The sequence below is a fragment of the Pseudomonas gebzensis genome (assembly GCF_034427815.1).
GTDB lineage: Bacteria > Pseudomonadota > Gammaproteobacteria > Pseudomonadales > Pseudomonadaceae > Aquipseudomonas.
In genome coordinates, this window is the sequence record NZ_JAXQNS010000007.1 from 175,037 (window position 1) to 189,079 (window position 14,043).

General features: G+C 66.1%; 11 protein-coding genes. 8 read left to right on the forward strand and 3 right to left on the reverse strand.

Translation table 11 applies throughout. The features are described from left to right. Nucleotides 1-211: 211 nt before the first annotated feature. From waaF to SJI00_RS15105, 7 genes are read left to right on the forward strand one after another with little or no spacing between them, the layout of a single operon-like run. Complete coding sequence (gene waaF / locus SJI00_RS15075) at nucleotides 212-1,261, forward strand: lipopolysaccharide heptosyltransferase II (protein WP_322462507.1); 1,050 nt, start codon at nucleotides 212-214, stop codon at nucleotides 1,259-1,261. Then, nucleotides 1,262-2,320: a lipopolysaccharide heptosyltransferase I gene (waaC, locus tag SJI00_RS15080; protein ID WP_322462508.1), complete on the forward strand. Its 1,059-nt coding sequence runs from the start codon at nucleotides 1,262-1,264 to the stop codon at nucleotides 2,318-2,320. After that, nucleotides 2,320-3,444, forward strand: coding sequence for a glycosyltransferase family 4 protein (locus SJI00_RS15085; protein WP_322462509.1), 1,125 nt, complete (start codon nucleotides 2,320-2,322; stop codon nucleotides 3,442-3,444). The genes waaC and SJI00_RS15085 overlap by 1 nt, the downstream gene beginning before the upstream one ends. After that, nucleotides 3,441-4,247 carry a lipopolysaccharide core heptose(I) kinase RfaP gene (gene rfaP, locus SJI00_RS15090; protein ID WP_322462510.1) on the forward strand — a complete coding sequence of 269 codons (807 nt, stop codon included), beginning with the start codon at nucleotides 3,441-3,443 and terminating at the stop codon, nucleotides 4,245-4,247. Before SJI00_RS15085 ends, rfaP begins: the two co-directional genes overlap by 4 nt. After that, nucleotides 4,247-4,981 carry a lipopolysaccharide kinase InaA family protein gene (locus tag SJI00_RS15095; RefSeq protein WP_322462511.1) on the forward strand — a complete coding sequence of 245 codons (735 nt, stop codon included), beginning with the start codon at nucleotides 4,247-4,249 and terminating at the stop codon, nucleotides 4,979-4,981. The genes rfaP and SJI00_RS15095 overlap by 1 nt, the downstream gene beginning before the upstream one ends. Next, on the forward strand, nucleotides 4,978-5,730 hold the full coding sequence (locus SJI00_RS15100) for a lipopolysaccharide kinase InaA family protein (protein ID WP_322462512.1): 753 nt from the start codon (nucleotides 4,978-4,980) through the stop codon (nucleotides 5,728-5,730). The genes SJI00_RS15095 and SJI00_RS15100 overlap by 4 nt, the downstream gene beginning before the upstream one ends. Continuing rightward, nucleotides 5,730-7,172, forward strand: a complete 1,443-nt coding sequence (locus SJI00_RS15105; RefSeq protein WP_322462513.1) for a lipopolysaccharide kinase InaA family protein — start codon at nucleotides 5,730-5,732, stop codon at nucleotides 7,170-7,172. Before SJI00_RS15100 ends, SJI00_RS15105 begins: the two co-directional genes overlap by 1 nt. On the opposite strand, the gene SJI00_RS15110 is transcribed toward SJI00_RS15105, so the two are convergent. The 3 genes from SJI00_RS15110 to SJI00_RS15120 form a co-directional block, all read right to left on the reverse strand. Next, nucleotides 7,133-9,946 (reverse strand): dermonecrotic toxin domain-containing protein, encoded by a 2,814-nt coding sequence (locus SJI00_RS15110; RefSeq protein ID WP_322462514.1) that lies wholly within the window; start codon nucleotides 9,944-9,946, stop codon nucleotides 7,133-7,135. The genes SJI00_RS15105 and SJI00_RS15110 overlap by 40 nt on opposite strands. Before the next feature lie 425 nt (nucleotides 9,947-10,371). Next, nucleotides 10,372-11,082, reverse strand: a complete 711-nt coding sequence (locus SJI00_RS15115) for a 3'-5' exonuclease (RefSeq protein WP_322462515.1) — start codon at nucleotides 11,080-11,082, stop codon at nucleotides 10,372-10,374. Between the two features lie 73 nt (nucleotides 11,083-11,155). Next, nucleotides 11,156-13,093 (reverse strand): putative nucleotidyltransferase substrate binding domain-containing protein, encoded by a 1,938-nt coding sequence (locus SJI00_RS15120; protein WP_322462516.1) that lies wholly within the window; start codon nucleotides 13,091-13,093, stop codon nucleotides 11,156-11,158. A 490-nt stretch (nucleotides 13,094-13,583) separates the two neighbouring features. Here SJI00_RS15120 and SJI00_RS15125 point away from each other — a divergent pair, with 490 nt between their 5' ends. Beyond that, nucleotides 13,584-14,030: a response regulator gene (locus SJI00_RS15125; RefSeq protein ID WP_322462517.1), complete on the forward strand. Its 447-nt coding sequence runs from the start codon at nucleotides 13,584-13,586 to the stop codon at nucleotides 14,028-14,030. Nucleotides 14,031-14,043: the final 13 nt, after the last annotated feature.

Here is a 14,043-nt window from a genome sequence, read left to right on the forward strand (position 1 = left end):
GATGGGCCGCGCGGCGGTCCCAACGGCGGCAAACGCGTCACTCAGGCGTTATGCGCCACGTGGGTGGTACACTGTGCACCACATAGCCTGACTATAAAGAAAGAAGACCGGCCCTCCCGTATCGCGCCATTGCCTGGCGCGGTCGCCCTGCCGACTTCTTCAAGGGCCGGTCCCCGGGGGTGCCGGCCTTTTCGAGCGTTCTGGACTAAGCATGAGAATACTGATCATTGGACCCAGCTGGGTCGGCGACATGGTGATGGCCCAGACCCTGTTCCAATGCCTGAAGCAGCGCCACCCCGACTGCGTCATCGACGTGCTGGCCCCTGAGTGGAGCCGGCCGATCCTCGAGCGCATGCCCGAAGTGCGCCAGGCCTTGAGCTTCCCGCTCGGCCATGGCGCGCTGGAACTGGGCACCCGGCGGCGCATCGGCACGTCGCTCAAAGGGCAGTACGACCAGGCGATTCTGTTGCCCAATTCGATGAAGTCGGCACTGGTGCCGTTCTTTGCCGGCATTGCCTTGCGCACCGGCTGGCGCGGCGAGATGCGCTGGGGCCTGCTCAACGATGTGCGCAAGCTCGACAAAGCGCGTTACCCACTGATGATCGAGCGCTTCATGGCCCTGGCCTACGCCCCCGATGCCGAACTGCCAAAGCCTTACCCACGTCCCTCCCTGCAGATCGAAGCCGGCAGCCGCGACGCCGCCCTGGCCAAGTTCGGCCTGGCGCTGGATCGCCCGGTGCTGGCGCTGTGCCCAGGCGCGGAGTTCGGTGAGGCCAAGCGCTGGCCTGCCGAGCACTACGCCGAAGTCGCCGAGGCCCTGGTGCGCCAGGGTTGGCAGGTCTGGTTGTTCGGCTCGAAGAAAGACCATGCGGTGGGTGAGGCGATCCGCGAGCGGCTGATTCCGGGCCTGCGCGAAGAGTCGGTGAACCTGGCTGGCGAAACCTCGATGGCCGAGGCCATCGATCTGATGTCGTGCGCTGACGCCGTGGTGTCCAACGATTCGGGCCTGATGCACGTTGCCGCCGCGCTCAATCGCCCACTGGTGGCGGTGTACGGTTCGACCTCGCCAGGCTTCACCCCGCCGCTGGCCGAGCAGGTGGAAGTGGTGCGCCTGGGCCTCGATTGCAGCCCTTGCTTCGACCGCACCTGCCGCTTCGGCCACTACAACTGCCTGCGCCTGCTCGAACCGCAGGCGGTGATCGCCGCGCTGCAACGTCTGGGCGGCAGCCAACGGATCGACGTCATGGCCGAGGTCGACTAAGTGCGGGTACTGATCATAAAAACCTCGTCCCTGGGCGATGTGATCCACACCCTGCCGGCGCTCACCGATGCCGCCAAGGCCATTCCAGGGATCCGTTTCGACTGGGTCGTGGAGGAGGGTTTCGCCGAGATTCCAGCCTGGCACCCGGCTGTGGATCAGGTGATCCCGGTGGCCATCCGGCGCTGGCGCAAGCACCTCTGGCAGACCCTGCAGAGCGGTGAGTGGAAGGCCTTCAAGCAACGCCTGCGCGAACGCCGCTATGACCTGGTGATCGACGCTCAGGGGCTGGTCAAGTCGGCCTGGCTGACGCGGCTGGTCAAGGCGCCGGTGGCGGGGCTGGACCGTTATTCGGCGCGCGAAGGGCTGGCGAGCCGCTTCTATGACCGGCGCCTGTCGGTCGCGGTCGGCCAGCACGCCGTGGAGCGGGTGCGCCAGCTGTTCGCCATGGCCCTGGCCTACGACCTGCCCGAGGGGCTGGGCGACTACGGCCTGGATCTGGCCCGCCTGCAACTGCCGCCGGCGGCGCCCTATGTGGTGTTCCTGCACGGCACCACCTGGGCTACCAAACACTGGCCCGAGGCCTACTGGCGCGAGCTGGCCGAACGCATGGGCCAGCGCAAGCTGCAGGTCTGCCTGCCGTGGGGCAACGAGGCGGAAAAGGCGCGGGCCGAGCGCATTGCCCAAGGCCTGAGCAACTGCCAGGTACTGCCGCGCCTGAACCTGGTCGGCGTGGCCCGCGTGCTGGCGGCGGCCAAGGCCTGTGTGGCGGTGGACACCGGCCTGGGGCACCTGGCCGCCGCCCTGGATGTGCCGACCATCTCCCTGTTCGGCCCGACCAACCCCGGCCTCACCGGCGCCTACGGCCGTTCACAGGTTCACCAGGCCAGCGATTTTCCCTGTGCACCCTGCCTGCAGAAAAAATGCACCTACAAGCCGAGCGCCGAGGACCTGCGCCGGTTCGATCTCAAACGCGAGTGGCCGCTGTGCTTCACTCGCCTGAATCCCGAGCATGTAGCGAGCCGGTTGAGCGCGCTGCTGCTGACTGAGGATGTCCGTTGATGCAACTGGCTTTCGTGCTTTACAAGTATTTCCCCTTTGGTGGGCTGCAACGCGACTTCATGCGCATTGCCCTGGAGTGCCAGCAACGCGGCCATCAGATTCGCGTCTACACGCTGATCTGGGAGGGCGACATTCCGCCCGGTTTCGAGGTGCTGGTGGCGCCGATCAAGGCTGTGTTCAACCACCGGCGCAACGAGAAGCTCAGCGCGTGGATGGCGGCCGACCTGGAAAAGCGTCCGGTCGATCGCCTCATCGGTTTCAACAAGATGCCGGGCCTGGACGTGTACTACGCCGCCGACGGCTGCTTCGAAGACAAGGCGCAGAATCTGCGCGGCAATCTGTACCGCCGCTGGGGGCGCTATCGACACTTCGCCGACTACGAGCGCGCCGTGTTCGCCCCCGAGTCCGGCACCCAGGTGCTGATGATCTCCGAGGTGCAGCAGCCGCTGTTCGTCAAGCATTACGCCACCCCGGCAGAGCGCTTCCACCTGTTGCCTCCGGGCATCTCCCATGACCGCCGGGCGCCCGACAACGCCGCAGAAATCCGCGCCGCCTTTCGCAAGGAATTCGACCTGGGCGATGACCAGTTGCTGGTGGTGCAGATCGGCTCCGGCTTCAAGACCAAAGGGGTGGACCGCAGCCTCAAGGCGCTGGCCGCCTTGCCCGCAGAATTGCGCAAGCGCACCCGGCTGATGGTCATCGGCCAGGACGACCCGAAAGTGTTTCAGCTGCAGAGCGCGACGTTGGGTCTGGGCGATCAGGTGCAATTTCTCAAGGGCCGCAGCGACATTCCGCGTTTCCTGCTCGGCGCCGACCTGCTGATCCACCCGGCCTACAACGAAAACACCGGCACGGTGCTGCTCGAAGCCTTGGTGGCCGGGCTGCCGGTACTGGTGTCGCGAGTCTGCGGCTACGCCCATTACATCGAAGAGGCCGACAGCGGCCTGGTGCTCGACGAGCCGTTCGAGCAGGCGCAGCTCGACGCCTACCTGGCGCGCATGCTTGAACACCCGTCGGCGCGCGTTGACTGGTCGCGCAACGGCCTGGCCTTCGCCGCCACCGCCGACCTGTACAGCATGCCGCAGCACGCTGCCGACGTGATCCTCGCTCAGGAGGCCGTATGACGCTGATTCTGGCCGAACCCTTCAAGCAGCTGTGGGCCGGGCGCGACCCCTTCGAGGCCGTTGAGGCGCTGGAAGGCGAGGTGTACCGCGAGCTGGAAGGGCGCCGCACCCTGCGCACCGAGGTGGCGGGGGCAGGCTATTTCGTCAAGATTCACCGCGGTATCGGCTGGGGTGAAATCTTCAAGAACCTGTTCAGCGCCAAGCTGCCGGTGCTCGGCGCCGGCCAGGAATGGCGGGCCATCGGGCGCTTGCACGAGGCCGGTGTGCCGACCATGACCGCGGTGGCCTACGGCGAGCGGGGCAGCAACCCGGCGACCCAGCATTCGTTCATCGTCACCGAAGAACTGGCGCCCACCATCAGCCTGGAAGACTTCAGCCTCGACTGGCGCCAGCAGCCGCCGGCACCTGCGCTCAAGCACGCCCTGATCGCCGAAGTGGCGCGCATGACCGGCACCATGCACCGCGCCGGTGTCAACCACCGCGACTGCTACATCTGCCACTTCCTGCTGCACACCGACCGGCCGATCACGCCAGGCACGCTGAAGCTGTCGCTGATCGACCTGCACCGCGCGCAGACGCGTGCGCGCATCAGCCGCCGCTGGCGCGACAAGGACCTGGCCGCGCTGTACTTCTCGGCCCTGGACATCGGCCTGACCCCACGCGACAAGCTGCGCTTCCTGCGGGCCTACTTCCAGCGCCCACTGCGCCAGGTACTGCGCGACGAAGCGGCGCTGCTGAGCGGTCTCGAACACAAGGCGCAGAAGCTCTACGCGCGCAAGCAGCGCTACGGGGACGCACTCTGATGGCTGGCTGGAACCTGGAGCCCGGTTATCGACACCTGGCTACGGACTTCGGCAGCCTGGACGCGGTGTTCGCCATCGAGGGCGAACGCCTGACCCGCGACCCGCTCAGTGAAGTGGTGCGTATCGAGCGTGACGGCGTGAACTACTACGTCAAGCGCTACACCGGTGCCGGCAAGGGCTTGCGCCGCTACCTGGGGCGCCCGCGCATCAAGGCCGAGTGGCAGAACCTCAAGCAGTTCGCCAAGTGGAACATCCCCACCGCTGAAGTGGTGGCCTGGGGGCTGGAGCGCAAGGGCCTGGCCTTCGGCCGTGGTGCGATGATCACTCGCGAGCTGCCGCGCACCGAAGACCTGTCGGTCCTGGCCGAGCGCAACGACCCGCGCCTGGCCGACCGCGGCTGGGTCGCGCACATCAGCCAGCAATTGGCCCGGCACACCCGGGTGATGCACGATCACCACTTCACGCACAACGACCTGAAGTGGCGCAACTTGCTGGTGGACGACCAAGCCACGGTGTTCTTCATCGATTGCCCCACGGGTGATTTCTGGCGCGGCTTCATGCTGCGCCACCGCGTCATCAAGGATCTGGCCTGCCTGGACAAGGTGGCCAAGTACCACGTGTCAGCGACCCAGCGTCTGCGCTTCTACCTGCAGTACCGCGGCCGCCAGCGGCTCAATGCCGCTGACAAACAGCGCATTCGCCAGGTGCTGAGTTTTTTCGAGGGAAGGGAATGACCGATTACCTGGCCAGCAGTGACCTTGCCTTGTTGCAGCGTCATGGCCTGAACGATTTCGAAGCGCTGTGGGCGCTGCAGCTCGATGCTGTCGATGAGCCCAACACCGCACGCGGCGGCTGGAGCAGCGTCTATCGCCTCGAACTGGAGGGCAAAGGCTACTACCTCAAACGCCAGTGCGACTACCTCACGCGGACCTTGCACGCGCCCTTGGGCGAGCCGACCTTCGCCCGTGAGTTTCGCAACATCAGCCGCTACGAAAAGCTGCACATTCCGGCCTTGCAGGCAGTGTTCTACGGCGAGCGCAAGGGCAAGGACGAGCACCGGGCGGTGCTGATGACCCGCGCCCTCGACGACTGGAGCGACCTCGACAGCCTGCTGGGGCAATGGCAGCAACTGCCGGTCGAGCAGCGCGAGGGCATTCTGCGTGCCTGCGGGCAACTGGCGCGCACGCTCCATGCCGCGCGACAGGTGCACGGCTGCTTCTACCCCAAGCACATTTTCCTGCGCGAGCGCCGTGATGGCTGGCAGGCGCAGCTGATCGACCTGGAAAAAACCCGGCCACTGTTGTTTGGCCAGCGGGATCGGCTCAAAGACCTCGAACCCTTGCTGCGCCGCGCCGGCGCCTGGAACGAAGCCGACGTGCGCAGCTTGCTTGCGGCCTATCTGGCCCAACCCGCCGACAGCGCGCTGGTCAGCGACTGGCAACAGCGCCTGGCCGGCCGACGTCGTAGCAAAGAGGCGCGCTGATGCAGCTGTCTGAACTCAAGCAGGCAGGTCGCCAGCCGACCCTGCCGATGTCCATTCCCCTGGCCGATGCTGCCGGGCCTTCTGATCTGCAGGTGCTCAGCCTGCTGCGCGTGCTGCCGGGCCAGCGTTATGTCGGCGCCGCGGTATGGCGCGGCACTCCGGTGCTGGCCAAGCTGCTGGTGGGTAGCAGCGCCGCACGGCATTTCCAGCGCGAGCTCGATGGCGTGCGCCTGCTGGCCGCACAAGGCCTGACCACGCCTACCCTGCTGGCCGATGGCCTGGTCGACGATCAGGGCGGCTGGCTGTTGTTCGAGTACCTCGACCATTCGCAGAGCCTGGGCGACGCCTGGCAGCAGGTCGAGCAAGCGCCTGCGCTGAGCGACGGCCAGCAGACGGTCATTGCGCAAGCCCTGGGCGCCGTGGCGCAGATGCACGCCGTGGGCCTGTGGCAGGACGATCTGCACCTGGACAACCTGCTGCGCCAGGACGACCGCCTTTACCTGATCGACGGCGCCGGCATCAAGGCCGAAACCCCGGGCAAGCCGCTGTCACGTCAGCGTGTGCTGGAGAACCTTGGCGTGTTCTTCGCTCAACTGCCCAAACGCCTGGAGCCGTTTCTCGAAGAACTGCTGGTGCATTACCTGTTGAGCAACGCCGAGCACGCGCTGCCGCTCGAAGCGTTGCAGAAGCAGATCGACAAGGTGCGTACCTGGCGGCAGAAGGACTACCTGGAAAAGGCCGGGCGTGAGTGCAGCCTGTTCAGCGTCGAGCGCACGCTATCGGGTGTGCAGGCGATCCGCCGCAGCGAGGTGCAGGCGCTGCAGCCGGTCTTGCAGCAGGCCGACGCGCTGATCGACCAGGGCCACCTGTACAAGACCGGCGGCGCTGCCAGCGTGGCGCGTATCGAAGTGGCCGGGCGCCCATTGGTGCTCAAGCGCTACAACATCAAGAGCGCCGCGCATTGGCTCAAGCGCTTCTGGCGCCCGAGCCGAGCCTGGCATTCGTGGATCGAAGGCAATCGGCTGCTGTTTCTCGAGATCGCCACGCCACGTCCACTCGCGGTGCGCGAGCAGCGTGTGCTGGGCCTGCGCAGCCGGGCGTACTTGATCACCGAGTACATCGAGGGCCCTGACCTGAGCGAATCCTTCGCGCCCCATGTGCACAGTGGCGAGGCGCCGCAGCAGCAGGTCGATGCGCTGGTGCAGGTGATGCAGCAGCTGATCGGTGCGCGCATCAGCCATGGCGATTTCAAGGGCCACAACCTCTTCTGGGTGAACGACCACTGGTCGCTGATCGACCTCGACGCCATGCGCCAGCACGCCACCCAGCTCAGTTTCGCCAAGGCCTACGCCCGTGATCGGGCGCGGCTACTGCGCAACTGGCCGAGCGACAGTGCCTTGTATCAGCGGCTCGACGCGCTGTTGCCGCGGCTCACGGCGTAGGCGGCCGGCAGCGCCAGCCAGTCGCTGCTGCGCCCGGCCTGGCGCACACGGATGCGCCAGGCTGCGTCCTGCCAGCGCAGGATGGCCCAAGCGGTCAGCCCATTGTCGGGCTGCCCCGGAATCAGCAGGTGGTAATGGTCATCCAGCAGGTGCGGGCGCAGTGGCAGAGCATGCTGGCCGGCCAGCAGGTACCACTGCTGGTCGAGCCGATACAGGCCGTCTGCAGGCTGTGGCTGGCCCTCGGCGGGGCCTTCTGCCAGGCGGCAGTTGTCCAGAAGCGTGTTCAGGTCCGGCAGGCCGTCGAACCATAGCACCGGCGAATCCACCACCCATTCACCCGTTTCGCGGCGTTTGACCGGCACTTTGACGTAGGCGTCGGGCATGCGCGGATCCACCACGCGCCAGCGGTAGCCGTCAAAGGCCACCTGATAGGTGGTGCCCGAGGCATCCTTGATGAAATAGAGGCTCAGACCGGGGTAGGGTGAGGCTTGTTCATAGATGCCTTCCTTGTGAATGCCGTCGACCCGGTAGTGCAGCCGTTCCACGTTGATCGGGACCGCCGCAGACGGCGGTAACCTCAGCGGAGGGGTGGGCGGTATGGCGCGGATGGCACGGCGCACCACCGTGGTGCCGCCGATGCTGTTGACCGCGTCACTGGCATGGGTAAAGGCCTCGACCAGATGCTTGAGCACGCCGACCCGGTCACCGGCCTTGAACGCTGTGGCGGAATCGATCACCGACAGGAGGGCGCGCGCCACCGCCACTGCGATCAACGCGCGGGTCGGCAGCACCAGACTGATCACATCCAGCAACATCGAGAGCGCGTGCAACGTCAGTTCGCCGACCAGTTCCAGCTTGGTGTTGGTCCCGGCGTCCACGGCAGCGAGAACCGCGTTCACTTCCGCCTGATAGCGCGCCTGCTGAAAGTCGCCGGTGATCTCAGGACGCTGCACCTGCGCGCCCAGCCCCCCTTTGGTCAGCCAGCGCTCGACCTGCTCGCGCTCGGCAAACGGCAGGCGGTCTTTCACATACTCGCGCAGGTGCGGGTTCTGGCGCAGCGTACGCAACAGGTGGCGGGCGCTGCGAAACTCGCGCCAGGCACGTCGATCAGGCGCGTCCGGTGTGTAGACGATCACACGGGGCAGGTCTGGCCGGTCGGGGGTGACCAGCATGACGTTCTGAAGGGTGTGCCCGCTGACGAGCAGTTGCCGCACGCTGACCCGCGGCATGGCCAGTTGCCTGCGCGCCTGGCCGTCGGGGTGGTCGAGCACGAGCGACACCCAGTGGTAGCCGCGCTCGAACGGGTCTTCGAGAAAGTGACCTGCGTAACGCGCCTTGGCCGCCTCGGCGCGCATGCGCGCACGGCTGATGGCGACATAGCAGTCGCGGCGCCACTGCGCCTCGGGCGAGCTCAACAGGTGCACGCGCAGGTACTGGCTGTAGCTTTCGCCGACGTTCAGCGCACGCACGATCGTCTTGATCTGGGCAGGGGTGATGCCCGGTACCGTGTGCTCGTTCTGGTCGTGCACCCTGGCGGTCAACCAATAGTCGACGTCGAGCAGGCCGACGTTGAGCAGCGCCAGCTCATCGAGGCGATAGGTCTGACGCACCAGCTCGATCGTCGCGCCTGCCTGCGGCCGGCTGGCGGCTGGAATCCACCCTGAGCTGACGCCTGGGTGCGCGACAGGGCCGATCTGGCGGGCCAGGGTGACGCTGACGTATATCCTGAGCGGATCGATGTCGAGCTGATGGTGGTGGCGCAAGGCGGCCTGCAGGCGCTCGCGGGTCCAGGCCAGCAGGCTCGTGCGGTCGACGAACTGCGCGTGGCTCAGGATGCCTGGCGCTGCAGCACGGTCGATGGCGATCACCAGTTCCTGCATGGTCTGCATGATGTGGGTGAGGCCTTGGGCAGAGGCATTTTTCAGCCACGCCGGCGAGTTGCGCTCCAATAGCAGGCCATAGCGGGTCTGTAGCGCACAGCGGCTGTCGAGCCACGGCAGCACGTCGGCGGCGCTTTCCAGCCGACGCTGCAGTGCAGGCCAATCCACAGGCATCTGCTGCGTGGCATCGTGCCAGGTGCGTGTCAGCGCGATGTGCTGAGCATCGATGGCCGCTTGGCCGAGCGCTTGCACCATGTCGTCGTTGAACCAGTCGTAGCGCAGGCGTTGTGCGTTGTGCGCGCGCGCGCGCGCGCTGTCGCTGTCCATCAGTTGCAGCAGTGCCTGGCTTTGCTGTGGGTCGTCGAGCCGCTCGCACAGTTCCACATGCAGCTCGGTCAGGCTGTCGAAGGCTTCGATGCCATGGGCCAGGCTGCACAGCAGCGCGTACTCGCCGGGTTGTCCGGGGTCGGGCATGCCGCCCTCCGGTCCGCCTTCGACGATCACGAACGCACCGCGCAACGCGCTGCGCCAGTTAGGCGTGGTGATGTCGAGAAGCGGTCGATAGACCTGTGGCCGCTGGGCGCTGGGCAGGTGCTGGCGCTGCGAAGGCAGAGGCAAAGTGATGCACGCGCGGAGCAGATCGGCATGCCCCTCGCCAAGGGTGTGGTCACCGATACGCAAGGCGATCTGCGCCAGCAGTTGCTGGCGCATGAGTTCGGTGAGGCGAGCCCGGCGGCTTTGCTCCGGGGCCGGGCTGTGGAGCCAGTAGAGGGCAAGTTCGGCGAAGTAGTGCTGGCGCGCGTTGAGCAACGGCCGCGTGCTGTCAGGCAGGGGGGTGTCGGCGAGCAGTTCGCTCAGTTGTGCGTCGAAGGATATGAAGTGTTGCAGGCTCATAGCGATGGCTCCGCAGTGAAGGGAGCCGTGCACGCTGAGGCTTGCGCAGGGGGCAGAGGGGGTAGCGGATGACTGCCACGCGCGTGCCGCCGCCGCCCTCAGTCGTCCACGTCGCCCGCCGCAAAGCGCCGCGCTGACGCTTGGAAAGCGGATCGATCTGGGAATCGACCGCCCCGGCGCTGCTGGGAGCAGCAACGGCTGCAGGTGCGCGTTATCGGGCGGTAGGCGGCGCTGGAGTCAGGACGGCTACCCGGCCCATCGCGACTGACGTCCTACAGATGCGTGTGCTGCCTGTCATTCATACGCCCTTCTAGGCTTGGCTTCGGCCACCTCAATCCGGACGCCGCAGTTCGACCTGCCATCGGACGCCGCGCCCGCTTGGCAGCCATGCCGGCCTGACCTGTCGCCCGCCTACCCACGCGTGACTACAACCCATGATTGTTCGCTGTACGGCGACGCCAGGTGCTCAGTTGCTGCTCAAGCTTCAATGGGCTGTCGAGCTGCTGGCGGCGGGCCTGGCTGAGCAGGATCAGCATCAGCTCAGCGGTCACCTGGGCGTCGGCGCTGGCGTGATGGCGTTCCTGCACGTGCAGACCGAAGCGGGCGACCCAGTCATCCAGCCCCGCTTCGCGCAGCACCGTGTCGGGGTTGAGCATCGGCGCCAGGTGCGCGACGTCCATGAACAGGTGCTGCAGGCGGTGGCCGAGGCTGTCTTTCAACGCGCGGGTCAGCATGTGCTGGTCGAACGCCGCGTGGAACGCCAGCACCGGGCTGTCGCCGACGAATTCGAGCAAATCCAGCAGCGCATCGGCCGGGTCACAACCTGCGGCCAGGGCGCTGGGGCCCAGGCCGTGGAGGAGCACGCTGGAGGTGGTTTTCTGCGCGGGGCGGTGCAGGGTGCGTTCAAACTGTTGGGCAAAATCGATAGCGCCGTCCTCGATGGCCACGGCGCCGATCGACAGCACCTGATCACGGTTCAGGTTCAGCCCGCTGGTTTCCAGGTCGAGCACCACCCAGCGCTGCTCGCGCAAGGTGCAGGTTTGCCAGGGCAAGGGGGGTGGCAGTTGCGCCAGCCGCGTCTTGAGTGAATCGCGCAACGCCGGCACGCAGGGTTTCCACCACGTGAACAGGCTCATGCGTGGCACCGCCGTGTCAGCGGCGGCGACGCACACCGCTGTGTCGCGGATGCCTTGAGCCGGCCGACGCGGTTCATAGCTGATACCGCAGCGCCAGGCTGCTCTGCAGGCGCTGAGCCTGGCGCAGGGATTCGCGCAGGATGCGTCGGTCGAGGTGGTTGAGGCTGTCGGGGTCGAGGCGGTTGCTGTAGGGCTGGTGATCGCGGCTCTGGCGCTGGTGCTGCTGCATGCGCGTCTGTTGAATGAAATGGTAGGCCTCCTCGAAGGCCGCCGCGTCGAGTGGCTCGATGACGCCGCGCCGCGCCAGTTGGCGCAAGCGTTCCAGGGTGTTGTTGGCGCTGATGCCGTGGGCCAGGGCGAGCAGCCGCGCGCCGTCGACGAAGGGCGTCAAGCCCTGCACCTTGAGGTCCAGGGTGGCGGCTTTGTCGTTGCCTTGGCGAGTCAGTACGAAGTCGCGCAGCCGGCCCACGGGCGGGCGCTGGCGCAGGGCGTTTTCCGCCAGCATGCGCTGGAACAGGCGGTTGTCGGCCACCTGAGCCAGGATGCCCTGGCGCAACTGCTCGCAGCCTTGTTCGTCGCCCCAGACCGCGCGCAGGTCGAAATAGATGGTCGAGCCCAGCAGGTTTTCCGGGCTGGCCTCGCGAATGAACCCGGCAAAGCGCCGCGCCCACTCCTTGCGCGACAGGCACAGCTCGGGGTTGCCAGCCATCACGTTGCCTGTGCACAGGGTGAAGCCGCAGCGGGCTAGGCTCTGGTTGATCTGTCGAGCCAGCGGCAGCAGTTGGCCGCGAATGCGTTGCGCCTCGTCCGCCTCGCCCGCCTCGAACAGAATGCCGTTGTCCTGATCGGTGTACAGCGTCTGCTCGCGGCGCCCCTCGCTGCCAAAGCACAGCCAGGTGAAGGGCACGCCCGGGTCGCCATGCTCGGCCAGGGTCAGTTCGATGACCCGGCACACGGTATGGTCGTTGAGCAGGGTGACGATCTGGGTGATCTGCGTCGAGGACGCACCGTGGGCCAGCATGCGCTCGACCAATTGGCCAATTTCGCCACGCAGGGCCACCAGCGTGTCCAGTCGCCCCGCCTGGCGGATGGTGCGCGCCAGGTGCACCAGGTCGACCCGCTGCAGGGAAAACAGATCGCGCTCCGATACCACACCGCACAGGCGCTGCTCATCGACCAGGCACACGTGGGCGATGTGCCGCTCGGTCATGGCCAGCGCAGCATCGAAGGCGGTGGCCTGGGCGCTCAGGCAGAACGGCGTGGCGGTCATGTAACGGGCGATGGGGGCGTCCAGTTCGGCGGCGGGGTCGGCGACCACCTGACGCAGGTCGCGCAGGGTGAAGATGCCGCTGGGGGTACGCTGCGCGTCAATGATCACGATGCTGCCAACCTGCTGCTCGTGCATCTGCCGCACCGCTTCACGCACGGGCAGTTCGGCAGCGCAGACCACGGGGTGGCGCATGGCCAGCTCGCCCAGCGGGGTGTTCAGTGAGTACTGGGTCCCGAGGGTCTCGACCGCGCGTTGGCGCACCTGCTGGTTGACCTGGTCAAGCAGGCTGCTCACGCCGCGCAGGGCAAAGTCGCGGAACACCTCCGACAGCGAGAACACACGGATGAACGCAGCCTTGTTCAGTTGCAGGCAGAAGGTGTCTTCACCGGCCAGGTGCTCGGTGCGTGTGGCGCGCTCACCCAGCAGCGCCGCCAGCGGAAAGCACTCGCCGGTGGTGATCTCGAAGGTGGTCTCAGTGTCAGGCCCGACCGCCTGCTGGCGCTCGCCTACCACACGGCCCTGCTTGACGATAAAGAAATGTGTCACAGGGCCATCGCTCGGCTTTACGATGCTTTCGCCGCTGGCGTAGAAGCGCAACTGGCACTGTTCCACCAGATACGCCAGGTGACCGTGCTCCATCTGATTGAAGGGTGGAAAGCGTTGCAGGAACTGCAACATGCCCTGGATGTTTTGCAGCACCGCTGTTTTGCCTGCCTGTTCATAGGCGTCCTGTTTGCTCATGGCACTGACCGCTCGCTGGGGCCGTGCAGGTTACCGAGCGGCGCGCTCTGCAGGCGCGGGTGTGCTCGCGTGCACTCTTCAGGCGAGTCATCGGGCCTAAGCGCGCGCGATGGCGCTGAGTGGTGAGCGAGCAGGCTCGCGTCTACAGGGGCGTGTATCGGCGCACTTGGCACAGTCTTTGTTAATACTTGTTATTAGTTGTAGGCAACATGGTCGGACGATGTGGGCAAAGCGCCCATTGGACGTAAGTCTATACCCTGACCAGCGCCGGACCCAAGGCCTTGATCTGGCGGCGGAAACGCCCGAATCGACGGGGTCAATGGAGCGACTGAGGGCTGGCGCAAGGATCGCACCCTGCTTGGCGCGAACCGGTATGCGCTACCCTCAGAAAGCGATAATTCATGCGTTAAGTGTCAAATTGCCGACGAAAGGTTATAGGCAATGCCACCCTTTGCGGTCTGAACTGTTTTAACGAGGTTTTTTTGACAAGATGAGCATGGATGAGCAAGCCGACATCCTCAGCGATGCCGAGCGCCAGGCCCTGGCGGCTGTCAGTGCGCCGGCCGTGCCTGCCTCTTCGGTACTGGTGGTGGACGACAACACCGGCAACCGCGAAGCGTTGTGCATTTACCTGCGCAGTCGCGGCTGGGACTGTACTGAGGCCGGCAGCGTCAAGCAGGCACTTGCAGCACTGACCATGCGCCCGTCGATCGGTCTGATCATCACTGACCTGCGCATGCAGCCTGAAGATGGACTGTCGCTGATCCGGCAAGTGCGCACCTCGGAGCGGGCGGAACTGCCGATCATCGTGGTGTCGGGCGACACGGATGTGCAGGAGGCGGTCAAGGCCATGCACCTGGGCGTACTCGACGTACTGCTCAAGCCCGTCGACCTTGACCGCTTGCTGGAACTGGTGCGCAAGGAGCTGAACCCGTAGACCTGGCCACGGG

What these genes read in the sequence shown, in the direction of transcription:
- SJI00_RS15105 (WP_322462513.1), top strand. Translation starts at nt 5,730, where the DNA reads ATGCAGCTGTCTGAACTCAAGCAGGCAGGTCGCCAGCCGACCCTGCCG.
- SJI00_RS15085 (WP_322462509.1), top strand. Translation starts at nt 2,320, where the DNA reads ATGCAACTGGCTTTCGTGCTTTACAAGTATTTCCCCTTTGGTGGGCTG.
- SJI00_RS15110 (WP_322462514.1), bottom strand. Translation starts at nt 9,946, where the DNA reads ATGAGCCTGCAACACTTCATATCCTTCGACGCACAACTGAGCGAACTG.
- SJI00_RS15100 (WP_322462512.1), top strand. Translation starts at nt 4,978, where the DNA reads ATGACCGATTACCTGGCCAGCAGTGACCTTGCCTTGTTGCAGCGTCAT.
- SJI00_RS15125 (WP_322462517.1), top strand. Translation starts at nt 13,584, where the DNA reads ATGAGCATGGATGAGCAAGCCGACATCCTCAGCGATGCCGAGCGCCAG.
- rfaP (WP_322462510.1), top strand. Translation starts at nt 3,441, where the DNA reads ATGACGCTGATTCTGGCCGAACCCTTCAAGCAGCTGTGGGCCGGGCGC.
- waaF (WP_322462507.1), top strand. Translation starts at nt 212, where the DNA reads ATGAGAATACTGATCATTGGACCCAGCTGGGTCGGCGACATGGTGATG.
- SJI00_RS15095 (WP_322462511.1), top strand. Translation starts at nt 4,247, where the DNA reads ATGGCTGGCTGGAACCTGGAGCCCGGTTATCGACACCTGGCTACGGAC.
- SJI00_RS15120 (WP_322462516.1), bottom strand. Translation starts at nt 13,093, where the DNA reads ATGAGCAAACAGGACGCCTATGAACAGGCAGGCAAAACAGCGGTGCTG.
- SJI00_RS15115 (WP_322462515.1), bottom strand. Translation starts at nt 11,082, where the DNA reads ATGAGCCTGTTCACGTGGTGGAAACCCTGCGTGCCGGCGTTGCGCGAT.